The sequence below is a fragment of the Neisseria perflava genome (assembly GCF_024170405.1).
In the GTDB taxonomy this organism is placed as follows: domain Bacteria; phylum Pseudomonadota; class Gammaproteobacteria; order Burkholderiales; family Neisseriaceae; genus Neisseria; species Neisseria perflava_B.
This window is the reverse complement of the sequence record NZ_JALJYC010000016.1, coordinates 14676-41159: the sequence shown is the minus strand read 5'-3', so window position 1 is coordinate 41159 and position 26484 is coordinate 14676. Positions and strand designations below refer to the sequence as shown.

28 protein-coding genes are annotated in these 26484 nt (G+C 55.1%); 8 read left to right on the top strand and 20 right to left on the bottom strand.

The window, feature by feature from the left end:
- Positions 1-305: 305 nt before the first annotated feature.
- The 19 genes from lpxB to J2T37_RS07070 form a co-directional block, all read right to left on the bottom strand.
- The gene (lpxB, locus tag J2T37_RS07160; protein WP_253354902.1) at positions 306-1460 is read right to left on the bottom strand and encodes a lipid-A-disaccharide synthase; all 1155 of its coding nucleotides are present in this window, start codon (positions 1458-1460) and stop codon (positions 306-308) included.
- 133 nt (positions 1461-1593) lie between these two features.
- Entirely contained in the window at positions 1594-2370 is a 777-nt protein-coding gene (gene lpxA / locus J2T37_RS07155) for an acyl-ACP--UDP-N-acetylglucosamine O-acyltransferase (protein ID WP_253354900.1), read from the bottom strand.
- 129 nt (positions 2371-2499) lie between these two features.
- Positions 2500-2958 (bottom strand): 3-hydroxyacyl-ACP dehydratase FabZ, encoded by a 459-nt coding sequence (gene fabZ, locus J2T37_RS07150; RefSeq protein ID WP_253354898.1) that lies wholly within the window; start codon positions 2956-2958, stop codon positions 2500-2502.
- Positions 2959-3081: 123 nt separating this feature from the next.
- Positions 3082-4125 (bottom strand): UDP-3-O-(3-hydroxymyristoyl)glucosamine N-acyltransferase, encoded by a 1044-nt coding sequence (lpxD, locus tag J2T37_RS07145; RefSeq protein WP_253354896.1) that lies wholly within the window; start codon positions 4123-4125, stop codon positions 3082-3084.
- A 101-nt stretch (positions 4126-4226) separates the two neighbouring features.
- Positions 4227-4733 (bottom strand): OmpH family outer membrane protein, encoded by a 507-nt coding sequence (locus J2T37_RS07140; protein WP_253354947.1) that lies wholly within the window; start codon positions 4731-4733, stop codon positions 4227-4229.
- Positions 4734-4838: 105 nt separating this feature from the next.
- Positions 4839-7232, bottom strand: coding sequence for an outer membrane protein assembly factor BamA (gene bamA / locus J2T37_RS07135; protein WP_253354894.1), 2394 nt, complete (start codon positions 7230-7232; stop codon positions 4839-4841).
- A 3-nt stretch (positions 7233-7235) separates the two neighbouring features.
- Positions 7236-8576: an RIP metalloprotease RseP gene (gene rseP / locus J2T37_RS07130; RefSeq protein ID WP_253354892.1), complete on the bottom strand. Its 1341-nt coding sequence runs from the start codon at positions 8574-8576 to the stop codon at positions 7236-7238.
- 79 nt (positions 8577-8655) lie between these two features.
- Positions 8656-9891: a tetratricopeptide repeat protein gene (locus tag J2T37_RS07125; protein ID WP_253354890.1), complete on the bottom strand. Its 1236-nt coding sequence runs from the start codon at positions 9889-9891 to the stop codon at positions 8656-8658.
- A gap of 68 nt (positions 9892-9959) precedes the next feature.
- Positions 9960-11147 (bottom strand): hypothetical protein, encoded by a 1188-nt coding sequence (locus tag J2T37_RS07120; RefSeq protein ID WP_253354888.1) that lies wholly within the window; start codon positions 11145-11147, stop codon positions 9960-9962.
- A 39-nt stretch (positions 11148-11186) separates the two neighbouring features.
- On the bottom strand, positions 11187-12371 hold the full coding sequence (gene ispC / locus J2T37_RS07115; RefSeq protein WP_253354886.1) for a 1-deoxy-D-xylulose-5-phosphate reductoisomerase: 1185 nt from the start codon (positions 12369-12371) through the stop codon (positions 11187-11189).
- Between the two features lie 158 nt (positions 12372-12529).
- Positions 12530-13327: a phosphatidate cytidylyltransferase gene (locus J2T37_RS07110; RefSeq protein WP_253354884.1), complete on the bottom strand. Its 798-nt coding sequence runs from the start codon at positions 13325-13327 to the stop codon at positions 12530-12532.
- A 3-nt stretch (positions 13328-13330) separates the two neighbouring features.
- Positions 13331-14077 (bottom strand): polyprenyl diphosphate synthase, encoded by a 747-nt coding sequence (uppS, locus tag J2T37_RS07105; protein WP_253354883.1) that lies wholly within the window; start codon positions 14075-14077, stop codon positions 13331-13333.
- Positions 14078-14198: 121 nt separating this feature from the next.
- Entirely contained in the window at positions 14199-14756 is a 558-nt protein-coding gene (gene frr, locus J2T37_RS07100; RefSeq protein ID WP_253354881.1) for a ribosome recycling factor, read from the bottom strand.
- Positions 14757-14984: 228 nt separating this feature from the next.
- Positions 14985-15281 carry a nucleotidyltransferase family protein gene (locus J2T37_RS07095; RefSeq protein ID WP_253354879.1) on the bottom strand — a complete coding sequence of 99 codons (297 nt, stop codon included), beginning with the start codon at positions 15279-15281 and terminating at the stop codon, positions 14985-14987.
- Positions 15281-15712 carry an HI0074 family nucleotidyltransferase substrate-binding subunit gene (locus tag J2T37_RS07090; protein ID WP_253354877.1) on the bottom strand — a complete coding sequence of 144 codons (432 nt, stop codon included), beginning with the start codon at positions 15710-15712 and terminating at the stop codon, positions 15281-15283. Before J2T37_RS07090 ends, J2T37_RS07095 begins: the two co-directional genes overlap by 1 nt.
- A gap of 94 nt (positions 15713-15806) precedes the next feature.
- Entirely contained in the window at positions 15807-16526 is a 720-nt protein-coding gene (gene pyrH / locus J2T37_RS07085) for a UMP kinase (RefSeq protein ID WP_253354875.1), read from the bottom strand.
- A 283-nt stretch (positions 16527-16809) separates the two neighbouring features.
- Entirely contained in the window at positions 16810-17664 is an 855-nt protein-coding gene (gene tsf / locus J2T37_RS07080; RefSeq protein ID WP_253354874.1) for a translation elongation factor Ts, read from the bottom strand.
- Between the two features lie 292 nt (positions 17665-17956).
- On the bottom strand, positions 17957-18685 hold the full coding sequence (rpsB, locus tag J2T37_RS07075) for a 30S ribosomal protein S2 (RefSeq protein WP_253354873.1): 729 nt from the start codon (positions 18683-18685) through the stop codon (positions 17957-17959).
- Positions 18686-18930: 245 nt separating this feature from the next.
- On the bottom strand, positions 18931-19137 hold the full coding sequence (locus J2T37_RS07070) for a hypothetical protein (RefSeq protein ID WP_253354872.1): 207 nt from the start codon (positions 19135-19137) through the stop codon (positions 18931-18933).
- Positions 19138-19201: 64 nt separating this feature from the next.
- Between J2T37_RS07070 and J2T37_RS07065 the strand changes: the two genes are divergently transcribed.
- From J2T37_RS07065 to J2T37_RS07045, 5 genes are all read left to right on the top strand, one after another.
- Complete coding sequence (locus J2T37_RS07065) at positions 19202-19798, top strand: 5-formyltetrahydrofolate cyclo-ligase (protein WP_253354871.1); 597 nt, start codon at positions 19202-19204, stop codon at positions 19796-19798.
- Between the two features lie 69 nt (positions 19799-19867).
- Positions 19868-20287 (top strand): methylated-DNA--[protein]-cysteine S-methyltransferase, encoded by a 420-nt coding sequence (locus tag J2T37_RS07060; RefSeq protein ID WP_253354870.1) that lies wholly within the window; start codon positions 19868-19870, stop codon positions 20285-20287.
- A gap of 134 nt (positions 20288-20421) precedes the next feature.
- Complete coding sequence (locus tag J2T37_RS07055) at positions 20422-20658, top strand: TM2 domain-containing protein (protein ID WP_253354869.1); 237 nt, start codon at positions 20422-20424, stop codon at positions 20656-20658.
- 392 nt (positions 20659-21050) lie between these two features.
- A complete protein-coding gene (locus tag J2T37_RS07050; protein ID WP_301286364.1) occupies positions 21051-22553 on the top strand; it encodes a malate:quinone oxidoreductase in 1503 nt (500 codons plus the stop codon).
- A gap of 232 nt (positions 22554-22785) precedes the next feature.
- Positions 22786-23370, top strand: coding sequence for a Spy/CpxP family protein refolding chaperone (locus J2T37_RS07045; protein WP_253354865.1), 585 nt, complete (start codon positions 22786-22788; stop codon positions 23368-23370).
- Between the two features lie 341 nt (positions 23371-23711).
- On the opposite strand, the gene J2T37_RS07040 is transcribed toward J2T37_RS07045, so the two are convergent.
- Entirely contained in the window at positions 23712-24566 is an 855-nt protein-coding gene (locus J2T37_RS07040; protein ID WP_253354863.1) for a Rossmann-like and DUF2520 domain-containing protein, read from the bottom strand.
- Positions 24567-24649: 83 nt separating this feature from the next.
- Between J2T37_RS07040 and minC the strand changes: the two genes are divergently transcribed.
- Genes minC through minE form a run of 3 tightly spaced genes read left to right on the top strand, consistent with a single transcriptional unit; the run spans position 24650 to position 26483 of the window.
- Positions 24650-25360 carry a septum site-determining protein MinC gene (minC, locus tag J2T37_RS07035; RefSeq protein WP_253354862.1) on the top strand — a complete coding sequence of 237 codons (711 nt, stop codon included), beginning with the start codon at positions 24650-24652 and terminating at the stop codon, positions 25358-25360.
- A gap of 34 nt (positions 25361-25394) precedes the next feature.
- Positions 25395-26210: a septum site-determining protein MinD gene (gene minD / locus J2T37_RS07030; RefSeq protein WP_253354860.1), complete on the top strand. Its 816-nt coding sequence runs from the start codon at positions 25395-25397 to the stop codon at positions 26208-26210.
- A 3-nt stretch (positions 26211-26213) separates the two neighbouring features.
- On the top strand, positions 26214-26483 hold the full coding sequence (minE, locus tag J2T37_RS07025; RefSeq protein ID WP_253354859.1) for a cell division topological specificity factor MinE: 270 nt from the start codon (positions 26214-26216) through the stop codon (positions 26481-26483).
- Position 26484: the final 1 nt, after the last annotated feature.

Here is a 26484-nt window from a genome sequence, read left to right as displayed (position 1 = left end):
GCAATCGGTAGGTTGGGTTGCAAACCCAACGCAATGTTTAATCTAAGGAAAACGTTGGGGCTTCCTACCCAACCGGCTTGTTTTGGCCGTCTGAAAAACATCCCGCATGAGGGAAAACGCGTGCGTGCGTTCCGCACATACTCTACACACTGAAATATGCAGGTTAGGATGAAAGCCCGACAACTATCCGCTACGGCACATGCCGTCTGAATCCCAGCGCTGTCGGGTTACGCCGCAAAAAGCGCGGCTAACCCAACCTACGCATTGCCCACGTTTTAGCTTCGCAGAAACTCACAAGCTCGTTTTCAGACGGCCTCTGCCTCGGCCAACACTGCCTGCGCCGCCAGTCCCGACGTGTCTTTTTTCAACATCAAATGCAGGGCGCGGAAATCCTGTTTCAGCGCGGCAACTTTATCGGGGTGGTCGTACCAGTCGGCAACGGTGGCGGCGAGCAGCTCGGGCGTGGCTTCTTCTTGCAGTAGCTCGGGCACGGCGGATTTGTCCAGCAGGATATTGGGCAGGCCGACGTGTTGTACCTTCACTTTGCGTTTCAGATACCAATAGGTCAGCGCGGAAACCTTATAGCTGATGACCATCGGCCGTTTGCACAGCGCCACTTCCAGCGTGGCCGTGCCGCTCGTGACCAACACCACATCGGCGGCGGTGCAGACGGTATCGGCCTGTTTGCGCACCACGGTCAGCGGCAGCGTGGCAAATTCGGGTTGCGCCAAAATCTCGCGGATACGCGCGGCGGTGGCTTCGGTGGCGGCAGGCAATAAAAATTGCGCCTGCGGGTAGCGTTTCAGCAGCAGCAAGGCCGTCTGAAAAAACACCGGCGCCATGCTCTCGACTTCGCGGATTTGGCTGCCGGGCAAAATGGCAAATACGGCGGAAGGCGGGTTTATCCCGAGCTTGGCGCGGGCGGCGGCTTGGTCGTCTTCCAGCGGCATGGTCTGCGCCATCGGGTGTCCGACAAACTCGGCCTTGCCGCCTGCGTCGATGTAAAGCTGCGGCTCCATCGGAAACAGGCACAATACGCGGTTGACTTGGTGCACAATGGTATTCACGCGCTCCAAGCGCCACGCCCATACCGACGGGCTGACGTAATGGATGGTGGGCATCCCGGCTTTTTTCAGTTTCTCCGCCACACCGAGGTTGAAATCGGGCGCGTCTATGCCGACAAACACATCGGGGCGTATTCGGATTAAATCGCGGATAATGCCTTTGCGGATTTTCAAAATTTCGGGCAGGCGGCGCACGACTTCGACAAAACCGCGCACGGCCAGTTTTTCCTGGTCGTACAGGCTCTCGAAACCTTCGGCTTTCATGCGCTCGCCGCCGATACCGATAAATCTCGCGTCGGGGCGGTGCGCTTTGATGGCGCGGATTAAATGTGCGCCAAGCAAATCGCCGGAGGCTTCGCCGACGCTGATGGCGATGGTAAGGGGTTTGTTATGCATAAACGAGTATCGACGTAGGGTGGGTTTTAACCCACCGTTTATCAATGATGAACATGGTGGGCTAAAACCCACCCTACATAGTTCAATGCCGTCTGAAACAAGGTTTTTTCAGACGGCATTATTACAACAATCATCAGCGGATAATGCCGCGTGTCGAGCGTTGGAAAAATTCGCCGAACAAGCCGACGGCGCTGTTTTCGTTTGCCAAATCAGCGATTTGCTGCTTGGCTTCTTCCAACGACAGGCCTTTGCGGTAGAGCAGCTTGTAGGCTTCCAATACGGCGCGTTGGGCGGCTTTGTCGAAACCGCGCCGCTTCATGCCCTCGAGGTTGATACCGACCGGGCCGGCGTGGTTGCCCTGCGCCATCACATACGGCGGCACGTCTTGCGCCACGGCGGAGCAGCCGCCGAGCATAGCGTGTGCGCCGACGACGACGAATTGGTGGATGGCCGACATGCCGCCGACAATCACGAAATCGTCCAATTCGACGTGTCCGGCCAGGGTCGCATTGTTGGCCAGAATGCAGCGGTTTTTGATTTGGCAGTCGTGGGCAACGTGGGCGTTAATCATCAGCAGGTTTTCATTGCCGACGCGAGTGACGCCGCCGCCCTGTACCGTGCCCCTATGGATGGTGACGTGTTCGCGGATTAAATTGCCGTTGCCGATAATGGTTTGCGTTGGCTCGCCTTTGTATTTCAGGTCTTGGTTGACCTCGCCGATACTGGCGAATTGGAAAATGCGGTTGGCTTGCCCGATTTCGGTGTGGCCGTTAATCACGACGTGCGGGCCGACTTCGGTGTCTGCGCCGATTTTGACATCGGGGCCGATAATGCTGTACGAGCCGACTTTGACGCCGGAATCCAGTTCGGCTTTGGGGTCGATGATGGCGGTCGGGTGGATATGGGTCATAAAACCTCCTTCTGCGGGGCAGGCCGTCTGAAAATAAAGGTGTGGTGTGGGTGTGTTCGCCGCATGACGGGCAAAATATCTGCCGCTATGGAGGCCGCCTGCTTTTCAGACGGCCTTGAGGTGGCTTGTTTATTCGGGCGCGACAATGCGTTTGGCGCACATAATCACGGCTTCGGCGGCAATTTGGCCTTCGACTTTGGCCACGGCGTGGAATTTGCCGATACCGCGTTTGAAGGTCAGCAGCTCGACTTCGTAGGTCAGCTGGTCGCCCGGAATCACTTGGCGTTTGAAGCGGGCATCGTCAATACCGGCGAAGAAGAAAAATTCGTTTTCTTCGCGGCCGCCGTTGCTCAAAATCGCCAGCGTGCCGCAAGCCTGCGCCATGCCTTCGATAATCAATACGCCCGGCATGGTCGGCAGACCGGGAAAGTGGCCTTGGAACTGCGGCTCGTTCATGCTGACGTTTTTAATCGCGGTCAGGGTTTTCATGGATTCAAACGCAACAATGCGGTCAATCAGCATAAACGGATAGCGGTGGGGAATGAGGTTGTGAATGTCTTTCGCTTCAATCGGTAATTTGAATTCCATGAGGTTTTTCCTTATCTTTCAATCTATTCTAATTTGGCATTAAACATTCAGACGGCCTTGATTCCTATATAGGTATAGGCCGTCTGAAAATGGTGGGGTGGACAGTAAAACCGGTTGGCCGGTTTATTCGCCGTCGCTGCCGCTTTTTACATCCAGCAGTTTTTCCAACTGCTTGATGCGTTTGTTCATTTCGCTCAAATGGCGCACGTGTACGGCATTGCGCGCCCATTCTTTGTGCGTCTGCATCGGATACAGGCTGGCGATGTGCTGGCCGCTTTCTTTAATGCTGTGGGTCACGCAGGTACCGCCGCCGATATTGGTTTTATCGGCGATTTCGATGTGGCCGACCGTGCCGACACCACCGCCCAAAATACAGTAGTTGCCGACGTTCACGCTGCCGGAAATGCCGGTCTGCGCGGCAATCACGGTGTGCGCACCGATTTGGCAGTTGTGGCCGATTTGTACCTGGTTGTCGATTTTGCTGCCGACACCGACCACGGTATCGCTCATCGCGCCGCGATCGACGTTGCTGTTGGAACCGATTTCCACATCGTCATGCAGGGTCACGCCGCCGGTTTGCGGAATTTTAAACCATGACGCACCGGCAAAGGCCAAGCCGAAACCGTCGGCGCCAATCACCGCGCCGCTGTGGATTTCCACGCGGTTGCCCAGCGTACAGCCGTAATAAACCGTTACATTGGGGTGCAGCACCACCTCGTCGCCCAATTTGCAGTCGTGTTCCACCACCGAATTGGCGAGAATGCGGCAGCCCTCGCCCAGCACGGTATTCGCGCCGATGTAGGCATTGGCGCCGATTTCGCAGCTGGCGGGGACAACCGCCGTCGCCTCAACCACTGCCGTCGGGTGTACGCCGCCTTGCGCTTTGACCACAGGGCTGAACAGGCGCGCGACTTTGGCGAAATACAGATACGGGTCTTTGGTCACAATCAGATTGCGGCCGGCAAATTCGTCGGCCACTTTGTCGGACACAATAATAGCGCCCGCGCCGCTGTCGTGTACTTCGGCCTTGTATTTGGGATTGGCTAAAAAACTGATGTGCTGCGCACCGGCTTTGGCCAGCGGCTGCACGGCGGTCACGGCGGTGTCTTCGCCGCGCCATTCGCCGCCGAGTTGGGCGGTAATTTGGGAAAGGGTATAAGAGGTCATGTGTACTTTCAGGCCGTCTGAAAACGAGCCTTGCGAGGTTCTGCGAAGTTCGCGTGGGGTGGGCAATGGTGGGTGAAACCCACCCTACATCGGTCATGCCTTTATTTAATGGCGTTCAAGGCTTTAATCACGCTGTCGGTAATGTCGTATTTGCTGTTGACGTAAATCACGTCCTGCAAAATCACATCGTAACCTTCGCGCTTGGCCAGCTCGATAATCACGCGGTTGGCGTTTTGCTGCAAGGCGGCAAATTCTTCGTTGCGGCGCAGGTTGTAATCTTCGGCCAACGATGCCTGATTGCGGCGGAAACGCTGCACCAGCTCGGCATATTGTTTGGCGGCGGCTTCACGCTCCGCGCCCTGCAATTTGCGGTCGGCCAGCTTTTTCTCCAAATCCGCGCCCTGCTGCTGCAATTTCTGCAATGCTTTTTGGCGGCTGCCGAATTCTTTTTCCAATGTGGCCTGAATGCCTTGCGCCTGTTTGGATTCGAGATACACGCGCTCGGTGTTGATAAAGCCGAGTTTCTGTACGGCTTCGGCAGCGGCGGCCTGCGCGGTCAGGCCGAAGCCGACCAGCAGCAGGGCGAGGCTGCGGACGATGGTTGTCATGTGTTTCATATGCATTCCTTTATGCGTACCCTTTAGGACAATGCCGTCTGAAAACACGCCGGATATTGGCAGCGTATGCTTCAGACGGCCTCAGCCGCAGGCAGATTAGAATGTCGTACCCAACTGGAATTGGAAGCGCTGGATTTCATCGCCTTCTTTTTTGTTAATCGGGTAGGCATAACTGAATTTCATCGGGCCCAACGGCGACAGCCAAGACACCGCCAAACCTGCCGAGTAACGCAGCTCTTCTTTAAAGGTCGATTTGTGGGTCGAACCTAAACCATAGACGTTTTGGGTCGCACCGGTGGAGTAATAGGTATCGTTGTCCGAATCAGTGTAGGTTTTGTCATCCCACACGCTGCCGGCGTCGGCAAACAGGCTCAAACGCACGGTACGCGCGTCTTTCACGCCCGGCATCGGGAACATCAATTCAGCCGATACGTTGGCTTTTTTGTTACCGCCGTAGCTGATTTTATCGCCGTATTCGTCATACACTTTCGGGCCGAGCGTGCCGCTCTCGTAACCGCGCACCGAACCTAAGCCGCCGCCGTAGAAGTTTTCAAAGAACGGCATGCTTTTGGTGCTGCCGTAGCTGTTGCCATAGCCCACTGCGCCGCCGACCATAAACGTAAAGTCTTTGGAAAGCGGGAAGAACCAGGTTTGGTTGTGGCTCACAGTGTAGTATTTCAAATCACTGCCCGGCAAGGCGATTTCGGCATTCACGCCGGTTTGGTAGCCGCGTGTCGGCCACAAGGCGTTATCGGTTTTGTTGCGCCCCCAGCCCAGCGTGCCTTTGTACAACATGCCCGACCATTTGCCGATTTCATCGCCGGTGTGTTCGGACATAAATTCGCGGTAGCGTTTCGGCGCACCGGTGTAGGTATTCACCGTCATATGTTCGACCGCCAAACCGAAATTCACACGGTCGTATTCGGTAATCGGCACACCCATGCGCAAGCCTGCGCCGACGGTTTGGGTTTTATACTGTTTCGAGCTGGAAGTTGCCTTACGCGGGTCGTATTTTTTACCGTAAATGTCGTAACCCAAGCTTACGCCGTCGGGGGTGAAATACGGGTCAGTAAACGACAGAGAGCCGTTGAGGGTGGTTTTACTGCGGGAAACACGTGCGGAAGCGGATTTGCCCGTACCAAACAGGTTGTCCTGCGCCACACCCATCGACACCACGATACCGGTATCCTGCACCCAACCGGCGCTCAAATCCAGCGAGCCGGTGGCACGCTCTTTCAGGGTCATGTTCAAATCGACTTGGTCTGGCGTACCGGCCACGGGTTTGGGGTCGAATTGGACATCATCGAAATAGCCCAGCAATTCGACACGCTCTTTGGAGCGTTGCAGTTTGGACGCGTCATACGGCGCGGCTTCCATTTGGCGCAGCTCGCGGCGCACGACTTCGTCGCGGGTTTTGTTGTTGCCGGAGATATGGATTTCGTTGACATAAACTTTGCGGCCTGCATCCACATCTAAAACAAAATCAACGGTTTTGGTTTCCAAATTCGGCACCGGGCGCACATTGATTTCGCTAAAAGCATAACCGGCCGTACCCATGCGTTTTTGCATGTTTTCCAGCGCGCTGACCATCAGCTCGCGGTCAAACCATTTGCCTTCTTTCATTTTCAGCAGTTTGTAGAGGTCTTCTTTCGGCACTTCACGGGTATCGCCTTCGATGGTGATTTTACCCCAGCGGAAGCGTTCACCCTCATCTACCGTAATTTTGATGGTTTGCTTGGTATCGTCGTCGTTGCTTTGGACATCGGTATTGGCGATACGGAAGCCGAAATAACCACGGTTTTGGTAGAACTCATTGATTTTTTGCAGGTCTTGCGAGAATTTCTGCTCGTTAAACTGATTGCTCTTCGTCAGCCAAGTCCACATACCGCCTTCGCTCAACGACATTTGTTTGCGCAAAGTGCGGTCGGAATAATGCTCATTGCCTTCAAATTCGATTTCTGTGATTTTGGTGGATTTGCCTTCGTCGATGGCAATGTCGATAGACACACGGTTACGTGCCAATTTGGTTACGGTCGGCGTGATTTTGACCGCTTTTTTGCCACGGCTGATATATTCGGCTTTCAAACCGGCCACCGCCTGATTCAAAACGGCCGGATTGAAATACTGCGACTGCGCCAAACCGAAAGATTCCAGGTTTTTCTTGATGGCGTCGTTTTGCAGCATTTTCGCGCCGGTAATGTTGAGCGTGGAAATAGTCGGACGCTCGATGACGGTCAGCAACACTTGGTTGCCCGTGGTTTCTACGCGCACGTCGTCAAAAAAACCGGTGGCATACAGATTACGGATAATCTCTTCGCTGCGGGCGTCGTTGAAATTGTCGCCCACCTTAACCGGCAGATAGCTGAACACGGTGGAAGGCTCGGTGCGTTGCAGGCCTTCCACGCGGATGTCCTGAATGATGAAGTCGGCCAAGGCCAAAGGCGACAGACCCAACATCATCAGGGCCGAAGCAATCTGTTTCAATTTCATAAATTATCCAAACAAACGGTTAATATCATTAAAAAAAGCCACCAGCATCAGCATCAGCATTACGGCCAAACCGAAACGCAGCCCGATTGCCTGCACGCGCTCGCTCAAAGGCTTGCCGCGTATCCACTCAGCGGCATAATACACCAAGTGACCGCCGTCTAAAACAGGTATGGGCAACAGATTGAGTATGCCCAAACTGATACTGATTAATGCCAAAAATTCCAAATAACTCTGCACGCCCAAAGCCGCCGATTTACCGGCGACATCGGCAATGGTTAAGGGGCCGGACACATGATTGAGCGAGGCATTGCCGCTGACCAACTTGCCGAGGAATTTCAGCGTGGTAGCGGAATAGCCAACGGTTCTGTCCCAACCCATTTTAAAGGCTTGGCCGATGGAAGGTTTATATTCGTAACGGACTTGCTTGTCCCACGCTTCATCGCGTCCGGCGGCAAGGCCGACTTTACCGGCCAAGGTGCCGTCTTCCTGCTCCACGCTGTCGGGGCGCAGGGACGTGGTCAGGATTTTGCCGCCGCGTTCGTATTCGACATTAATTTTTTTACCCGGGCTGTTGCGGAACAGGCTGACCCATTCGTCCCAATGGTTCAGCGGTTTGCCGTCGGCACGCAGCAGCTTGTCGCCTGCCTGCAAACCGGCTTGTGCGGCAGGACTGCCTTTTTGTACCAAACCGATACGGTTGGTGATTTTAAAAGGCCACAGGCCGATACTGCCGTTGTTTTGCGCAATTTTACCTGCTTCGGGCGTGCCCGCCGCGTCAATCACGCGCACGGCCTGCTGCCCCGAGGCCGTCTGAACGCCAACAGCCACCTTACCCGATTCGATATTCAATACCATTTCGGTTTGCGCGTCTGACCAATCGGAGATGTTAACGCCGTTTACAGTTTGAATGCGGTCGCCGGATTGGAAACCGGCTTTGGCGGCGATACTGGCCGGTTCGACCGTGCCGACATACGGGCGGATTTCGGTCACGCCGAAAGAGAAACTCAGGCCGTAGAGCAATACGGCCAAAATCAGGTTGGTCAGCGGGCCGGCGGCAACGATGGCAATGCGCTTGGCCGGGTGCTGCTTGTCAAAGGCGTAGGGCAAATCGGCTTCGGCCACATTGCCCTCGCGGGTATCCACCATTTTGACGTAGCCGCCCAAAGGAATCGGCGCTAAGCACCATTCGGTATCGCCCTTTTTGCGGCTGAAAAACGGCTTACCGAAACCGACGGAAAAGCGCACGACTTTCACGCCGCACCAACGCGCCACGGTATAGTGGCCGAATTCGTGCAGGCTGACGAGAATCAGAATGGCGACGATAAAGGCTAACAGGGTAATCAAAATAATCCTAAGTATGAAATGCGGTATCGGAGGCCGTCTGAACAGCGCCGTCTGTTTTCAGACGGCCTTGTCCATCGCTTTATTCGGGGTTGGGCTGCTTTTTCTTGCGGTTGAAAATCACGGTCGCGGTGGATTTGCCGCCACCGGGCAGGCTGACGGCGATTTGCATTTGCTCTTTCACTTCCATGCGCCACAAACCGCTGTCGATGTTGTCTTTATAGCTTTGCGGCAACTCGAAATGCTGACCGGCCTCAAAAGAATATTGACAGATTTCCCGGCCTTGCCCGTCATACAGGTACACGCCGTAAGGCTTGTCGGTATCGGGGATAAATTCGGCCAACTGCCACGAACCCAAAGGCTGCATTTTGCCGTTGATTTCATTGTAGCGCGGCAATTCAGACGGCCATTGCGTATCGGGTAAACCCAATACGCTGTCGTGGTGCAGCGCATACTTTTTAATCCGAGGCCATACATACCGCTCGAGAAAATACTGGTCGGCATGGGTCGGATGTAAATTACCGGCAGCGACAAACTGCTTAATCCAAGCGCGGATACCCGACAGCAGACCGTGGCGCACGCCCCACATACCGGCCATAATCAGATTGGTTTCGGTGTACCAGTCGCGCATGATGTGAAACGGCTTGTCCGAGGCCAGCCAAGCATTGACCAGCGTTTGCTCGCGCTCGTTCATCACCGAGTCGGCGTCGCGCAGCACCACGGCGTCAAAGTCCTCTTCCAAAGCCAGAAAACGCCAAAATGTCCCCGGATACTGCTGGGCTTCCGTACCCGTGACATCCACGCATTCCACACCCAAAGCCTGCAAACGGCTCAACAGCTGCTTGGGCACGCTTTTATCGTGATACACGCGCATTTCCCAGCCGGGATACAATTCCGGCAGGCGCTGCGCATTCAAAATCAAGGATTCGCAGTAGGCCGGATTCGCGCCGTACAGCGAAAAAGCGGCCAAACGGCGGGTAAATTGCCCTTGACAGGCGGCTTCATCGCGCAGGCGGACGGATTCCGCACCCCAATAGCAGGCTTCGTCATAGCGTTGCAAACGGCTCAAAATACTGGCCAAGTTACCGGCAATCCGCGCTTGGCGGTCATCTTGCAAGCCCGCCCGCAGCGCGCGTTCGAAATATTCGGCCGCCAGCGCTTCCTGCTTGGCTTCGGCCAATAAAACGCCGATATTGGACAACAAACGGGCGCGTTGCGCTAGCGGCACAGACTCTGCCAATCGGTCGGCCAAAGCAGGAATATCCTGCCACTGTTGCGCATTAATCGCGGCTTTTAAAGTTTCTAACGGGTTGCTCATGTTGTTTACCGTCCCGCCGCAGCGGGTATTGTGATAACGGCTTGCAGGCCGTCTGAAAAGCAGCGGCCTTATTCTGCCGCAGAATCCGTCTGCTCGATGACTTCCACGCGCCAGCGGCCACGCTCAATCTCGCGGGCATAGGCGCTCGGCAGTGAATACGGTTTGCCCTCGGCGAAGTCATAACGGCAGATGAGCGTATGTTCTTCATCATACAGGCATACGGTATAAGGCCGGTCGGTGTCAGGCCGGTATTCTTGCAACAGCCACGAACCGAGCGGCTGGATTCTGCCGCTTTCGGGGTTAACATAATGCCTCGGCAGTCCAGACGGCCATTGCGCACCGGGCAGGTCGTACACGCTGCTGTGGTGCAGACAGTCGTGCTTGATACGCGGCCACACGTAAAGCTGTAAAAATTCCTGATCGGCAAATTTCGGATCCAAATTGCCGTTGCGCAAAAAACGCTCTATCCACAGGCGGATACCCGCCAACAGCCCGTAGCGCGCGCCCCACAAACCGGCCAATATCAGATGGTTATGGCCGTACCAATCGCGTATGACATGAAAAGCCTTGCCCGAATCCAACCATTCGTTAACCAGATACTGCTCGCGCTCGTCAATCACGGAATCCGCGTCGCGGAAAATCACCGCGTCGCAATCCTCTTCCAAGGCCAAAAACCGCCAAAACGTGCCCGGATACGATAATGCGCCGACTTCGGCGGCATGGACACACTCCACCGACAATGCTTGCAAACGCGCCAACACATGCTGCGGCACGCTGTCATCGTGATAAACGCGCATGACCCAACCCGGGTAAAGCTGCGCCATTTTCTGCGCGTTTATCACCAGCGGCTCGCAATAGGCCGGATCGCTGCCATACAGGGAAAACACCACAAGACGCTTGGTCAGGCGGTTTTCGGTAAATTCCCGGTCGCGCAGCATAATAGCCTCTTCGCCGTATTTTTTGGCTTCGCCATAGCGTTTCAGACGGCCTAGGATCATGGCTAAATTGCTGCACACTTGGCGGCGCAGCGTTCCCTGCAAACTCGGCAACGCCCGCTCGTAACAGCGCACCGCTGCCTCCGGCTTTACCTGCTGCAACAGCCCCGCCATGCGAATCAGCAAACCGCGCTGCTGCGCGGCGCTGCCTGCGGCCAAAACCGCTTCAACCGTCGCGTCCAGCGCTTCCCAGCGTTTTGCCTGAATCACGTCGCGCAAGGGCTGCAACTGATATTCTTTAATGCCTCTGGAACGTGTCACGCCGATGGCCATTTCCGCCTCCTTGCCGCCTCTCTGCCGTTAAGCCAATGCTGCGATATACGCCTGCGCCTGCGCCCGCGTTGCGCCGTCTTGCGCCAGCAGGCTGTCGATGTCGCGCAGGCCGTCTGAAAAATTCTGCGCCAAGCAATGTGCCACCACTTTGGCGATGTCGGTAAACTTGATTTGGCCGTCTAAAAAAGCAGCCACGGCGATTTCGTTGGCGGCGTTTAATACGCACGGCGCGCTACCGCCCGCGCTCATGGCTTCGTAGGCCAGTTTCAGGCAGGGGAAACGGTTAAAATCAGGTTTTTCAAAGGTTAGCGCGGAGAGCGTGCCGAAATCCAAAGCGCCGACGCCGGAATGAATGCGCTCGGGCAGCCCCAAGCAATAGGCAATCGGCGTGCGCATATCGGGGTTGCCCAACTGCGCCAAAACCGAGCCGTCGCGGTAGCGCACCATACTATGAATGACCGATTGCGGATGAATCACCACTTCCAATTTTTCCGGCGGGCAGTTAAACAGCCAATGCGCTTCAATCAGCTCCAAGCCTTTGTTCATCATACTGGCCGAATCGACGGAAATTTTCTGCCCCATGCTCCAATTCGGGTGTTTCACCGCTTGGGCGGGGGTAATGCTGTCGAAAGTTGCCAAATCGGTGTGCAGGAAGGGCCCGCCGGACGCGGTCAGGATAATGGAGTCAATGCCGTGTTCGTTCAGACGGCCTGTGTAATCGCGCGGCAGGACTTGGAAAATGGCATTGTGCTCGCTGTCGATGGGCAAAACGGTCGCGCCGCCTGCTTTGGCCGTTTGCATAAACAGGGCGCCGGAGACCACCAGCGTTTCTTTGTTCGCCAGATAAATGGTTTTACCTGCTTTGGCCGCCGCCAGCGCCGAGGGCAGTCCGGCCGCGCCGACAATGGCGCACATCACGCCGGTCACTTCGCCTGCCGAAGCCACATCCATCAAGGCTTGTGCGCCGTATAACACTTCAGTGGCGCAGCCCGCCGCTTTCAGACGGCCTGCCAAATCTGCGGCATGCACGGCGTCGGCAACCACTGCGAATTTCGGTTGGAACGCTACGCATTGCGCCGCTAATTTTTCAATCTGGCGGTGTCCGGCCAGGGCGAAAAGGTCGAACTTATCGGAATGGCGGCCGACCACATCCAGCGTGCTCACGCCTATGCTGCCGGTGCTGCCTAAAATAGTTAAAACTTGTCGGGTCATGGTCTTTGTCTGGCAGGCCGACTGAAAACGCTTGGGTTTCAGACGGCCTTTGCTTCAGTTGGGTTAAAACCCAACATTTTGATTTCTTAATCGTTTTATAAAAATATACAGCTTGTGCAGGGCAAAAAATACTGCCTTGCCATCTCATGCTCTGCGCATTATCCCCACACCGAAACCACCGCCGCATACACGCTCAATACGGCAATCAGCGAATCGGTGCGGTCGAATACCCCGCCGTGGCCGGGCAGCAGATTGCTGCTGTCTTTAATCCCAGCGGCGCGTTTGAGCCAGCTTTCCAGCAAATCGCCGCACACGCTGACAACGGTCAGAATCAGGCCGACAATCATGGTGTTCAGCCAGCCGTTATCAAATGCCAGCCAGCCCATGCTGCGCACAATGCTCAAATAAACCAACACGCACACCGCGCCGCCAATCGCGCCTTCCCAGCTTTTGCCGGGGCTGATGGCGGGCGCAAGCTTGTGTTTGCCGAAAGCGCGGCCGGTGAAATAAGCGAAAATGTCCGCCACCCACACCAAGCCCATCACCGCCAGCAAGTAAACGGCGGAATAAGTGGTCGGGCGCAGCGTCACCAGCGCATACCAAAACGGCACCATCAGCAGCCAACCGGCGGCATAAGCCTGCCAGCCGCCTTTGAGCGCCCATTTTTTGTTCAACCACAACGGCATCACAATCAGCCAAAACGCCAATACCGCCAGCCAAATCCATTTGGGCAGCGCCCAACCGCCGGTATAGGCCGCCAGCATAAACAGCGCCGTTGCCGCCAAATAATGATTGATACGCGGCTTATCCATGCCGCTCATGCGGGCGTATTCCCACAGCGCCAAAAGCACAATCAGGCCGCTGAACGCCGCCCACAGCCACGACGGGGCGTAAAACAGCATACCCAACATCAGCGGCAGCAGCCACAGCGCCGTTAGAATCCGTTGTTTCAGCATGGTTTACCCCCTTTGCTGCTCGCTCGGCAGCTGCTCGGAAGTGCGGCCGAAACGACGCTCGCGCAGGCGGAACGAAGCCAGCGCATGGTTAAACGCATTGCGGTCGAAGTCCGGCCACAGCGTGTCGGTGAAATACAGCTCGGCATAGGCCATCTGCCACAGCAGGAAATTGCTGATACGGGTTTCGCCGCCGGTGCGGATAAACAAATCCGGCTCGGGTGCGCCGCCCAACATCAGATGGCGGTTTAAATCTTCTTCGCCGATTTCGCTGACGCCCTCGGCAATCAGCTTGTTGGCCGCCTGCAAAATATCCCAGCGGCCGCCGTAATCGGCGGCAATGCTCAGGGTCAGGCCGGTATTGGCGGCGGTCAGCGCCTCTGCTTCATCAATGCCGCGCAAAATTTCGGCATTAAAACGCTCGCGGCTGCCGATGACCTTCAAACGCATGTTGTTGTCGTGCAAACGCTTGACCTGCTTTTGCAGCGCCTGCAGAAACAGCCCCATCAGAAACGAGACTTCTTCTTGCGGACGGCGCCAGTTTTCCGTGGAAAAGGCAAACACGGTCAGGTATTCCACACCGGCGTCGGCGCAATAGCCCACCATGTTTTCCAAAGCGTCCAAGCCGCGCTTGTGCCCCATTACACGGGGCAGGAAACGCTTTTTCGCCCAGCGGCCGTTGCCGTCCATAATCACGGCGATATGGCGCGGCACATGGGTATGCGTCAAAATTGTCTGCGTACTGCTTTTCATTGCTGCCTCGGTGGGGACGGGCATACGCCCGTGGTTCGGAATACCGATACATATTCTGCGTACCGGCGGCGGGCAGGAACGCCCGCCCTACTTCAACCGCACTTCTGTTTTTCAAACGGCCTTAAATCGCCATCAAATCTTCTTCTTTGGCCGCCAGGGTTTTATCCACTTCGGCGATAAACTTGTCGGTCAGCTTTTGCACCGCTTCTTCGCCGCGACGCGCTTCGTCTTCAGACACTTCTTTGTCTTTGAGCAGGCGTTTGATGTGGTCGTTGGCATCGCGGCGCACGTTGCGGATGGACACGCGGCCTTCTTCGGCTTCGCTGCGCACCACTTTAATCAGGTCTTTGCGGCGCTCTTCGGTCAGCATAGGCATCGGCACACGAATCAAATCGCCGACGGAAGCCGGGTTCAAACCCAAATTGGAATCGCGGATGGCTTTCTCGATTTTCGCCGCCATATTGCTTTCAAACGGTTTTACGCCGATGGTACGCGCGTCCAGCAAGGTCACGCTGGCCACTTGGCTTACCGGCACGTCGCTGCCCCAGTATTCCACGTTGACCTGGTCGAGCAGACCGGTATGCGCACGGCCTGTGCGCACTTTAGCCAGATTTTCTTTCAACACTTCCAGCGAGCGCTGCATTTTGCTGTCGGCGGTTTTTTGGATGTCGTTAATCATATTGTGTTCTCAACTTTAAAATCAAACAGATAGGGTCAAACGCCGTCTGAACCTCGGATTCAGACGGCCTAAGGGATGGAATAACTCTGAATAGTACCGTTATTAAAGGATTCCGACAAGTTAAACGGTACGGACGGCATTGTTTTGACAACGGTATTTTATACGGATAGGGATACACAAAGGCCGTCTGAAAAATCATTTTTCAGACGGCCTGACATCCGTCATCCTTTACGGCTGCACCACTTCATACCGGTTGCGGACAATCTCTTTAAAATCGTCGCCCAAATCCGCCCATACCGACAAATCTACCCGATACGGCAAATCCGATTGCGCAAACGCCTCTTCCGCCAACGCCAAGCGGCGCAGCGGCAGCGGCGTTTCAGACACCACCACCAGATCCAAATCGGAAAAAGGCCGTGCACACCCCTTGACTCGCGAGCCGAACGCCCACACCGGCAAGCCGTCAAAATACTGCCGCAGAATCTGCCGCACCAATGCCAAATATTCCGGCTGCACATCCAACATCAAGCATTCCTTTTCTGCAAGCCCTGCAACAACAAACGGCTGCTGTCGAGAAACGCACCGATAGCGGCATACACTTCCAGCGCTTTGCTTTTATCGTAGGTATGCGACGTAATATTGCGCAGCTTACGGTAAAACAACCAGTCGTCCATGTTGTCAATCAAACTGCTTTGCAGACCCAAGCGCAGCAAATCACGAAAATCCGCACCCTGCACTTCATCAGGATTGACTGCCTCGGCAGCCAACTGTCGCCTGAGCATTTTCAAACCCAACTCGTAAACAAACTCAAATTTCTGAATTGCCCCCGCAATCAGCGTTTCGCGCACAATCTCTGCCTGACTACCCATCCACTGCTCATCCGCAAGCAACGCAGCCGTATCCGCCAAAGATTGGAAAGCATCCTCGAAAGCCGTCAAAATCAACCGTTCTGCCATCGCTTTTTCCCTCTGTTAACCGATTATTCTATTATAGCCGTAACAGTAAGGCCGTCTGAAAAGATTTTCAGACGGCCTTCTTTATGACGTTAAATCAGCAATGCACCAGCGTACCTTCGTTCTCACCCAAAATCACGTTTTTCAACGCGCCGTCTTTGGCGATGCCGAACACGACGATATTCAGCTTGCGTTCGCGGCACAGGGTAAAGGCGGTGGCGTCCATCACTTTCAGGTTTTTCTCGATGGCTTCATCGAAGGTAATGGTTTCGTAGCGGGTGGCCGACGGGTCTTTTTTCGGGTCGGCGGTGTACATGCCGTCCACATTGGTGGCTTTGAGCATGACATCGCAGTTCATTTCGGCACCGCGCAGGGCTGCGGCGGTGTCGGTGGTGAAGAAGGGGTTGCCGGTGCCGGCGGCGAAGATCACCACTTTGCCTTCTTCCATGTATTGGATGGCTTTCGGGCGGGCGTAGGTTTCGGCAATCTGCTGCATAGACAGGGCGGATTGGACGCGGGCTTTCACGCCCAAAGATTCAAAGGCATCTTTCAAGGCCAGCGCGTTCATCACGGTGGCCATCATGCCCATGTAGTCGGCGGTGGCGCGGTCCATGCTGCCGGCTTGGGCGGACACGCCTCGGAAGATGTTGCCGCCGCCGACCACAACGCCGACCTGTACGCCCAAATCGACGATTTCTTTAACCTGGCCGACAATCTGCATGATGGTGTCGCGGTTGATACCGAACGGGTCTTTGCCCATCAGGGCTTCGCCGGAGAGTTTCAATAATACGCGTTTGTATTTGACTTGCTGTGTCATGAGATACCTTGCTTTCTTTTGCGGTTGGGTTATGGGGCGGCCGTCTGAATGCTTCGTTGGCGCTATCTGGTAGCGCGGTGTTTCAGACGGCATTTTGTTTTATTTAATGGTGCGGTATGTGTTTGTTATTATTGTAACATCGGTTTGCGGTCAAACCGGAAGGTATTTGGTTTCAGACGGCCTTTATCAAGGTCTCGATTGTTTCAGGCCGTCTGAAAGATGTTCCCAAAAAAAGCACCCTGATTCAAGCGGCGAATCGGGTGCTTTTTTCTGCATAGGCAGATTACACTTTAGCAGCGGCGGCTACTTCGGCGGCGTAATCGACTACGGCTTTTTCGATACCATCGCCTACTTTATAACGCACGAAAGATACGACTTCGCAGTTGTTTTCTTTCAGGTATTGGGCAACGGTTTGATCCGGGTTCATCACAAACGGTTGGCCGTTCAAAGTAACTTCGGCCAGGTATTTTTTGATGCGGCCGTCAACCATTTTGGCGGCGATTTCAGCCGGTTTGCCGGAAGCGATGGCTTGCTCGGTGTAGATGTGGCGTTCTTTTTCCACCAGAGCCGGATTGACTTGGTCTTCGGATACGCATTGCGGTTTGGAAGCCACGATGTGCATGCCGACTTTGCGGGCTACGTCTTCGTCGCCTTTGAATTCGACCAATGCGCCTTCGGTAGCCAGAGAGCCGTGGATGTAGGCCACCAGTTTGTCGGCGGTTTCAATCACGTGGAAGCGGCGTACAGACATGTTTTCGCCCAATTTGGCGATGATGGCTTTGCGCTCGGCTTCAACCAGCTCGCTCAATTCTTCTACGGTAGCCGGTTTTTTCTCGGCGGCGGTTTTGGCCACGAAGTTGGCAAAACCTACGAAGCCTGCGTCTTTGGCCACGAAGTCGGTTTCGCAGTTGACTTCGACCAATGCGCCGGTGTTACCGTCGATGGCGAATGCCAACACGCCTTCGGCGGCTTGGCGGCCGGCCAGTTTGCTGGCTTTGTTGCCGGATTTGATGCGCAGGATTTCTTCGGCTTTTTCCATATTGCCTTCTGCTTCAACCAATGCTTTTTTGCATTCCATCATGCCCAAGCCGGTAGCGGCGCGCAGGTCGGCAACCATTTTTGCAGTAATATCTGCCATGTTAAACTCCTTGAATATTGGGAAGCATACGGCTTTGCGTATGCGGAAAATCTGTTGGGGCGGTCTTTCAGACGGCCTATATAAGGACTGCCGACAATCCATCACGCGGCAATATTTGTGCGTAAAATCGCGCCTGCCGCGTTGAAAATGCTCGCAAGGTGTTTAACCTTGCTGCGCTTTTCGCCTTGCATCCGCGATTTTACGCACAAATCTTGCTTCGCGGATGAACTGTCGGCAGTCCCTAAGCGTTTCAAAAAAAGGGGCAAACGCCCCTCTCTTTGTTTGCCTGAAATTACTCGGCTGCGGCTTCTTGGGCTGCGGCCACGGTTTCTTGCAGGGCTTGGTTTTTGCCTTCCAATACGGCGTCGGCGATGCCGCGGCAGTACAGGCGGATGGCTTTGGCGGAGTCATCGTTACCTGGGATAACGTATTTCACACCGTCGGGGCTGTTGTTGGTATCGACAACGGCGATAACCGGAATACCCAGTTTTTCGGCTTCGACCAGAGTACCTTTTTGGTAACCGGTGTCAATCACGAAAATCGCGTCCGGCAGGCCTTTCATGTTTTTGATACCGCCCAAAGAACGTTCCAGTTTTTCAACGTCGCGTTGCATTTCCAGAATTTCTTTTTTGCTGTAACCGCTCTCGGCTGCGTTTTCCAAAGCCGCAGTTTTGTCTTCCAAGCGTTTGATAGACTGTTTTACGGTTTTGTAGTTGGTCAGCATACCGCCCAACCAACGGTGGTCAACGTAAGGCATGCCGCAACGGGTGGCTTCCTCTTTGATGATTTCGCGTGCTTGGCGTTTGGTACCGACAAACAGGATGGTGCCTTTATTGGCGACCAGACGACGGACGGCTTCTTGCGCCTCTTGGAACATCGGCAGGGTTTTTTCCAAATTGACGATATGGATTTTGTTGCGCGCGCCGAAAATGTATTGTTCCATTTTCGGGTTCCAGAAACGGGTTTGGTGACCGAAGTGGACACCGGCTTCAATCATCTGACGCATGGTAATTTGAGACATCGTATTTCCTTAAATTTAAAAGGGTTAGTTGCACACAATCAATCGCATAGAACTTGGCAGGCCAAGCACCCTTTGGCGAAAGTGGGCATAGTTTGAACAATAAAAAGCGCTTTTGAAACCAAAAGCTGCGGAATTATATAAGATTCGGAAGCCGTTGGCAATTCGTCGCGCACCATCTTTTCGGTAAAAAACGCAAGCGATTCAAGCGGCAGCCCCGGCCGTCTGAAAAACATCAAGCCGGCACTTTAATCATTCTGCTTCTGAGGCGGCAAAGCCTGCTCTTGCGCTTTCAGACGGCGATTGCGGCGGCGGATATAGACCACCCATACCGTAAACAGCGTCGGCAGCACCACCCAAAACGCCAGATAAATCACTACCCGCGCCATCCCCGGCTGGGCGAGAGAAAACATCACGGCCACAAATAAATAGCCGATGGCGACAATGTGCCACATCAGGAAATTCCTCAACGAATGTTTTATAATCGGCGTATTCTACAACTGTCGGGAGAGACCTATTATGACCGCACAGAAAAAAAGCGAACTGCGCCGCCACCTGCGCCGCCTGCGCCGCGATCTGCCCGCCGCCGAACGCGCTGCTGCCACACGCGTCATCAACAACCAACTCAAGCGCCACATCAAGCGCGGCAAAAAAATCGGCGTCTATTGGGCCATCGGCACCGAGCTGGATGTCGGCACTTTTATTCAAACGGCCTTGCAGCGCGGCGCGCAACCCTACCTGCCGTATATCGAACGCAAAACCCGCCGCATGTGGTTCACACCCTACACCGGCGAAAAGGGGCAACAGGCCGAGCGCAAACGCAACGGCCTGAAAGTTTATATTCCGCAATTTGCCGGACGCAAAACCCGCGTGCACAACCTCGACTTGCTGCTGATCCCGCTGGTGGGCATAGACCGGCAGGGCTACCGTATCGGGCAGGCGGGCGGTTTTTACGACGCCACGCTGTCGGCCATGCAGCACCGCCGTCAAACGCGCACGCTGGGCGTGGGTTTCCACTGCCAGCTGGTCGAGGAAATTCCGCGCGAAGCGCACGACTTGCCGCTGAACGGATTTTTATCGGAACGCGGCACGCTGCGGTTTCGGCGCGAGCGCTAAAAATTTTCAGACGGCCTCATCATAACAAACCCTACCTTCCCCGCCTACTATGCCGCCCCGTTCGGCGGCATGACTCTGACCTTTGATGCCGACGGCAATCTGTTGTCGCTGCATTTGTCGGGCGAACCCGAATACGCGCCGTATCCGCTGCCGGACGTTTGGCGGGCGCAGTTGGACGGCTATTTTGCAGGCCGTCTGAAAACTTTTGCCGCACCGGTTTTCTTCAGCGGCACGCCGTATCAGCAGAAAATCTGGCGCGAAGTAGCGCAGATTCCGTTTGGGCAGATTTTGACCTATCAAGACATCGCCCGACTGAGCAGCAGCCACCCCCGCGCTGTCGGCGGCGCCTGCCGCTCCAACCCGTTGAGCCTGATTGTGCCGACCCACCGCGTGGTATCCAAACACGGTATAGGCGGCGTGCCGAATCAAAACAGTCGTGCGCTGGAAGTCAAACGCTGGCTGCTGCGACATGAAGGGGTAGAGATTTAATCAGGCCGTCTGAACCCAACATTAAATTCAGGTAAACCGTTTTCAGACGGCCTTGCAGCCGCCGCAAACAGACCCATTTAACGCTTAACGCGGCGCACCGCCGTTTGACTGTCATCCCAAACCAAAGGAATCCCATGCAACCCGTTTCTTACGCCGCCACCTACCCCCACACCTGCAACAAAGCCCTCTACGTCGCCACGGCCTTGCTGTTCGGCTCGTTCGGCGTACATAAATTCTGTGCCGGACGCGTATGGATGGGCATTTTCTATTTCCTGTTTTGCTGGACGGGCATTCCGGGCATCGTCGGCATTATCGAAGGCATTCTGGCCGCGTTCAAACCGACCGACTCGCTCGGCGCGATTGTGGTCTGATTCGTCAAAAAATCCGGCGGCAGGCAGTTTGTTTACAATTTAACAAATATCCTGCTACCTCCCCTGCACAGCCGATAAATAAAGGCCGTCTGAATATTTCAGACGGCCTTTTTTCTGTTATTCTTACAGCGACCTACACAAAATCTTTGCATTTCCCTAAAAAATCTACTAAATTCTTACAAAATGAAAAACCCGTGTCCGTCACGGCGGATATGGGTTGTCGATTGCCAACAATCCCGTCCACATTAAAATACAGTCGTTTCAATTTCGTTTGAGACAAGACAGCAAGCCGCAGACAGTACAAATAGTACGACAAGGCGCAGCAACGCTGTATCAAACTAAAGTGAAACGACTATACATTAACACGGAACCACATACACAAAGGCAAGCATATGCCTGTGTCCACCACAAGGAGCATAATCATGGCAAAAGCAACGGATGTCGTACTGGTTGGCGGAGGAGTGATGAGCGCCACATTGGGCGTTTTACTGCGCGAACTCGAACCCTCTTGGGAAATCACCATCGTCGAGCGTTTGAGCGACGTTGCGCTGGAATCCACCAACCCTTGGAACAACGCCGGCACAGGGCATTCGGCCTTGTGCGAGCTCAACTACGCCCCGCTGGGCGCCGACGGCACGGTCAATCCCGCCCGTGCGCTGGGCATTGCCGAGCAGTTCCAAATCAGCCGCCAATTTTGGGCGAGCTTGGTCGCCGAGGGAAAATTGGCCGACAATTCCTTTATCAACAGCGTTCCGCATATGTCGCTGGTAATGAATACCGGACATGCCGACTACCTGCAAAAACGCTTTGACGCGTTCAAACCGCAAAAATTGTTTGAACACATCGAATTTTCCAACGACCGCGCCCAAATCGCAGAATGGGCGCCGCTGACCATGAACGGCCGCGACGAAGGCCAAACCGTGGCCGCCACCTACTGCGCCGACGGCACCGACGTCGATTTCGGCAACCTGACCCGCCAGATGGTGAAATACCTCACCGACAACGGCGTGCAGGTCGTCACCAACCGCCATGTCGAAGACATTACCCGCGAAGCCGACGGCGCGTGGGCGGTCAAAACCAGCAGCACGCAAGACGGCAGCCAGCCGCTGACCTACCGCAGCCGTTTCGTTTTCTTGGGCGCGGGCGGCGGCGCACTGACGCTGCTGCAAAAATCCGGCATTCCCGAGGGCAAAGGCTACGGCGGTTTCCCCGTATCCGGCCTGTTTTTCCGCAACCACAACGATGAAACCGCCGCGCAGCACAACGCCAAAGTCTATGGTCAAGCCTCGGTCGGCGCACCGCCGATGTCCGTGCCGCACCTCGACACGCGCCATGTTGACGGCAAACGCTACCTGATGTTCGGCCCGTATGCCGGTTTCAAACCCAATTTCCTGAAACAAGGCTCGCTGATGGATTTGCCGATGTCCATCCACCGCGACAACCTCATGCCGATTTTGCGCGCCGGTTGGGACAATATGCCGCTGACCAAATACCTCTTGGGCGAGTTGCGCAAAACCAAAGAAGAGCGCATGACCTCGCTGCTGGAATATTATCCGCAGGCCAATCCCGACGATTGGGAGCTGATTACCGCCGGACAACGCGTGCAAGTGATTAAAAAAGACGACAAAAAAGGCGGCGTATTACAGTTCGGCACCGAAATCGTCACCCACGCCGACGGCTCGCTGGCCGCGCTGTTGGGCGCGTCTCCCGGCGCTTCCACCGCCGTACCGCTGATGATTAAGCTGATTCACCAATGCTTCCCCGACCACGCGCCCGCATGGGCAGGCCGTCTGAAAGAATTGGTACTCGGCTACGGCGTGACCCTAAACGACACGCCCGATTTGGCCGAAGAAATCCTCAGCCATACCGCCAAGGTGTTGGGCATTCATCATTAAGACATAAAGGCCGTCTAAAAACAGCGTACCGCATCAGCAGTACGCTGTTTTTTAATCCGAATTAACCCAACACCCCGTTTCAGACGGCCTTTTTAACCAAACCGCCCCATTCAAGCATTGTTCATAACGCATTTGCCGCCGTCATTTACCCCGCCGCAACACCCGTTAACCGCCGTCGGCGTATGATTCGCCCATCCCAAACCTTCTACCAAACACATTCAGGACAAAAAACATGCTGAAAAAATACCTCGCCTTTGCCGCCGCTTCCATGATTGGTCTGGCCGGTGTCGCCACCGCCGCCGAAACCGTTGCCCAAAGCAACGCCCAAGAAGCCCGCCAAATCCGCCTTGCGCCGAAAAAAGGCCAGTTGCCTCGCGACCTGCAAGACTTGAACCTGAGCAAAAAGCAACAAGCCAAAATCCAACAAATTTTGGATGCCAACCGCCCGCAACGTGCCGATAACGCGCAGCAAGTCCAGCGCCCCGACAACAAAGCGCCGAGCGAAGCGCAACGCGCCGAATTTGAACAACGCATGCAGGCGCAGCGTGCCGCCGAGCAGCAAATCATCAGCAGCAAACATTTCGACGAAGCCGCCGCCCGCCGCATGGTGGAAGAACGTCAGGCCGAGTTTGAGAAAAACGCCGCCGAACGCAAACAGCGCCGCGCCGATATGGAAGTGCGCCGTCTGAAAGAGCGCCACGATATTTTCCAAGTGTTGACCGCCAAACAGCAAAAACAATGGCTGGAAAACCAAGCCAAATACCAGCCCAAAGGCAAACCCGACGGCAAACGCCCGCAAGCCGCGCCGCAAAAATAAGCGGTTGAAAGTAAGATAAAAGGCCGTCTGAAAAACCGAAGATGATTTCGGGTTTTCAGACGGCCTTTTTATGGTGTAACGACTAGAAAATATATCCAACAACAGGTAGCTGAGCGCAGTCTAAGCCTTGCTAACTATAACAGTAAAATTAACCTAGGCTTCGACTGCGCTCAGCCACCTGTTATTGGTATGCATTGCAAAATTTATGAACGTATTTTCGGGATAAACCACCGTAGGGCGGAGTTTCCACCCTGCCCTACGAATCGCATTACTCAAATCACCTGTTTCAATCTTACATTTGAGAAAGCCATATCGGATACTTAACCTATACGGCAACGTCCTTACTTGTCCATTTTCTCCGCCTCATCCAACACCGCCGCTACCCGTTCCACCCCAGCCTTATCCAACCGCCCCGCCGCCAAGTCCAACGTCGCCCGCGCCCATTCAAGGTAATGCGCCTGCTCCTCCGCATCCATCGCCGCCAAATGCGCCGCCACCGTGGTTTCATCGCCGCGCACAATCGGGCCGGTCAGGGCTTGCAAAGGCGGCAGTTGCACTAAATTACCCACCGTCTGCCGCATGAGTCCGACCACCAGCCGCCGCGACAAGGTTTCGGGCAAAGCCAGCGGCGAGAGCAGGTTTTGCGCGTAATCCGCCAGCGTTACGCTGAAATTGGAGGCTGCCGACAGCGCGGCATGGTAACGCGCTTTCTGTTCAGACGGCAGGGCAAAGCTTTCCAAGCCCACATCCGCCGCCAGTTGTTGCAATAATGCCATAGCTTTCGGGCTGTCCGCTTCCAGCGCGCACAGGCTGCCGCGCAAATGGGCAACCGCATGGTTCACATCGGCAAAAGCAAATACCGGGTGCAAGCTGCCCGTCATGCCGCCGTGCTGCGCCACGGCATCCAACGCGGCGATGGTTTTCGCGCCGCTAAAATGCAACACCAGCGAGCCGTTTAAAGGGCGCTGCGCCAAACGCTCCACCGCCCCCTCGATGGCATTATCGGGTACGGCCAATAAGACGACATCCGCCGGCGGCAGCGTAGCAATATCTGCCAAAACCGTCGCGCCAAAAGCATTTTCATGCAAACTGCGGCTGGCAATGTGCGAAATCTGCCAATGCGGATGATTGCCCAGCAGCATGGCAAAGGTTTGCCCGACGCGCCCCGCGCCGATGACGTGGAAGATTTTTTTCATTTCAGACGGCCTAAACGGATTGAATAGCGTAGATTAACACGGTAAACTTACGTCATTAAATTTTTTTATGATTAAACCGTTTTATGAAACCCGCTTTCGACGTTAAGTCAGCCCGACTGGATGTGCTGGCTATCCGTCTGCATACTGCAGATTTGACCGAGTTGGAAGAGTCGCTGCGCCAGCGTACCAGCCAATATCAGGATTTGGACATCATGCCGTTTGTCTTGGACGTGCAGGATTTTGAACATCCCGAATCGCTGGATTTGGCGGCGGTAATTTCATTATGCGCCCGCTACGGTGTGCAGATTCTGGGTTTGCGCCACGAGAGCGAAACCTGGGCGGCGGCGGCGGCGCGTTATCATCTGGTGTTCAGCCGGGGCGACGCGCCGGGCGAATCCAAAGCGCAGCTCAAACCCTCGCAAGAGCCCGAGCCGGTTCAGGCGACCGTTATCAGCAGCCCTACCGTGTTAATCAGCACGCCGGTGCGCACCGGTCAGCAGGTGTATGCCGAAAACGGCGACCTGATTGTCACCGGCATCGTCAGCCAGGGCGCAGAACTGATTGCCGACGGCAACATCCATATTTATGCGCCCATGCGCGGGCGTGCGCTAGCAGGCGCCAAAGGCGACACCAACGCGCGGATTTTTATCCATTCCATGCAGGCAGAGCTGGTTTCCGTGGCCGGTATCTACCGCAATTTCGAGCAGGATCTTCCCGACCACCTGCATAAAAAACCGGTACAAGTTTCATTGCAGGATAACCGTCTGGTTATCAGCGCAATCGATGCCGAATAATCCTCCCCATATTCTGATTTGAAAAGGAAACACCGTGGCAAAAATCATTGTAGTCACCTCAGGTAAAGGCGGCGTGGGTAAAACCACCACCAGCGCCAGCATCGCAACCGGCCTGGCCCTGCGCGGCCACAAAACCGCCGTTATCGACTTCGACGTGGGCTTGCGCAACCTCGACTTGGTGATGGGCTGCGAACGCCGCGTGGTGTACGACCTGATTAACGTGATTCAGGGCGAAGCCACCCTCAACCAAGCGCTGATTAAAGACAAAAACTGCGACAACCTCTACATCCTGCCCGCTTCGCAAACCCGCGACAAAGACGCGCTGACCCGCGAAGGCGTGGAAAAAGTGATGAACGAATTGTCCGGCAAAAAAATGGGCTTCGAATACATCGTGTGCGACTCGCCCGCCGGTATCGAGCAGGGTGCGCTGATGGCGATGTATTTTGCCGACGAGGCGATTATTACCACCAATCCGGAAGTCTCCAGCGTGCGCGACTCCGACCGCATTTTGGGTATTTTGCAAAGCAAATCGCGCAAAGCCGAGCAAGGCGGCAGCGTGAAAGAACACCTGCTGATTACCCGCTACTCGCCCGAGCGCGTGGAAAAAGGCGAAATGCTGTCGGTACAAGACATCTGCGACATCCTGCGCATTCCGCTTATCGGCGTGATTCCCGAATCGCAAAACGTGTTGCAGGCTTCTAATGCGGGCGAACCGGTCATCCACCAGCAAGATGCCAATGCCGCCGAAGCTTATAAAGACGTGATTGCCCGTCTGTTGGGCGAGAACCGCGAAATGCGTTTCCTCGAGGCCGAGAAAAAAGGCTTCTTCAAACGCCTGTTCGGAGGATAAGCCATGTCATTAATCGATATGCTGTTCGGCCGCAAGCCGAAAACCGCCAGCATCGCGCGCGACCGCCTGCAAATCATCATCGCGCAGGAACGTGCCAACGAAAACGGCGAAGGCGCGCCCGACTACCTGCCGACGCTGCGCAAAGAGCTGCTGGAAGTCTTGTCCAAATACGTCAACGTATCCTTAGACGACATCCGCATTTCTCAAGAAAAACAAGACGGCATGGACGTGCTCGAATTGAACATTACCCTGCCGGAACAGAAAAAGGCCTAAG

Bases quoted from the DNA above. Each gene is read 5' to 3' on its own strand.
- lpxB (WP_253354902.1), bottom strand. From the start codon at position 1,460: ATGCATAACAAACCCCTTACCATCGCCATCAGCGTCGGCGAAGCCTCC.
- lpxA (WP_253354900.1), bottom strand. From the start codon at position 2,370: ATGACCCATATCCACCCGACCGCCATCATCGACCCCAAAGCCGAACTG.
- fabZ (WP_253354898.1), bottom strand. From the start codon at position 2,958: ATGGAATTCAAATTACCGATTGAAGCGAAAGACATTCACAACCTCATT.
- lpxD (WP_253354896.1), bottom strand. From the start codon at position 4,125: ATGACCTCTTATACCCTTTCCCAAATTACCGCCCAACTCGGCGGCGAA.
- J2T37_RS07140 (WP_253354947.1), bottom strand. From the start codon at position 4,733: ATGACAACCATCGTCCGCAGCCTCGCCCTGCTGCTGGTCGGCTTCGGC.
- bamA (WP_253354894.1), bottom strand. From the start codon at position 7,232: ATGAAATTGAAACAGATTGCTTCGGCCCTGATGATGTTGGGTCTGTCG.
- J2T37_RS07125 (WP_253354890.1), bottom strand. From the start codon at position 9,891: ATGAGCAACCCGTTAGAAACTTTAAAAGCCGCGATTAATGCGCAACAG.
- ispC (WP_253354886.1), bottom strand. From the start codon at position 12,371: ATGACCCGACAAGTTTTAACTATTTTAGGCAGCACCGGCAGCATAGGC.
- J2T37_RS07110 (WP_253354884.1), bottom strand. From the start codon at position 13,327: ATGCTGAAACAACGGATTCTAACGGCGCTGTGGCTGCTGCCGCTGATG.
- uppS (WP_253354883.1), bottom strand. From the start codon at position 14,077: ATGAAAAGCAGTACGCAGACAATTTTGACGCATACCCATGTGCCGCGC.
- frr (WP_253354881.1), bottom strand. From the start codon at position 14,756: ATGATTAACGACATCCAAAAAACCGCCGACAGCAAAATGCAGCGCTCG.
- J2T37_RS07095 (WP_253354879.1), bottom strand. From the start codon at position 15,281: ATGTTGGATGTGCAGCCGGAATATTTGGCATTGGTGCGGCAGATTCTG.
- J2T37_RS07090 (WP_253354877.1), bottom strand. From the start codon at position 15,712: ATGGCAGAACGGTTGATTTTGACGGCTTTCGAGGATGCTTTCCAATCT.
- pyrH (WP_253354875.1), bottom strand. From the start codon at position 16,526: ATGACACAGCAAGTCAAATACAAACGCGTATTATTGAAACTCTCCGGC.
- tsf (WP_253354874.1), bottom strand. From the start codon at position 17,664: ATGGCAGATATTACTGCAAAAATGGTTGCCGACCTGCGCGCCGCTACC.
- rpsB (WP_253354873.1), bottom strand. From the start codon at position 18,685: ATGTCTCAAATTACCATGCGTCAGATGATTGAAGCCGGTGTCCACTTC.
- J2T37_RS07070 (WP_253354872.1), bottom strand. From the start codon at position 19,137: ATGTGGCACATTGTCGCCATCGGCTATTTATTTGTGGCCGTGATGTTT.
- J2T37_RS07065 (WP_253354871.1), top strand. From the start codon at position 19,202: ATGACCGCACAGAAAAAAAGCGAACTGCGCCGCCACCTGCGCCGCCTG.
- J2T37_RS07060 (WP_253354870.1), top strand. From the start codon at position 19,868: ATGACTCTGACCTTTGATGCCGACGGCAATCTGTTGTCGCTGCATTTG.
- J2T37_RS07055 (WP_253354869.1), top strand. From the start codon at position 20,422: ATGCAACCCGTTTCTTACGCCGCCACCTACCCCCACACCTGCAACAAA.
- J2T37_RS07050 (WP_301286364.1), top strand. From the start codon at position 21,051: ATGCCTGTGTCCACCACAAGGAGCATAATCATGGCAAAAGCAACGGAT.
- J2T37_RS07045 (WP_253354865.1), top strand. From the start codon at position 22,786: ATGCTGAAAAAATACCTCGCCTTTGCCGCCGCTTCCATGATTGGTCTG.
- J2T37_RS07040 (WP_253354863.1), bottom strand. From the start codon at position 24,566: ATGAAAAAAATCTTCCACGTCATCGGCGCGGGGCGCGTCGGGCAAACC.
- minC (WP_253354862.1), top strand. From the start codon at position 24,650: ATGAAACCCGCTTTCGACGTTAAGTCAGCCCGACTGGATGTGCTGGCT.
- minE (WP_253354859.1), top strand. From the start codon at position 26,214: ATGTCATTAATCGATATGCTGTTCGGCCGCAAGCCGAAAACCGCCAGC.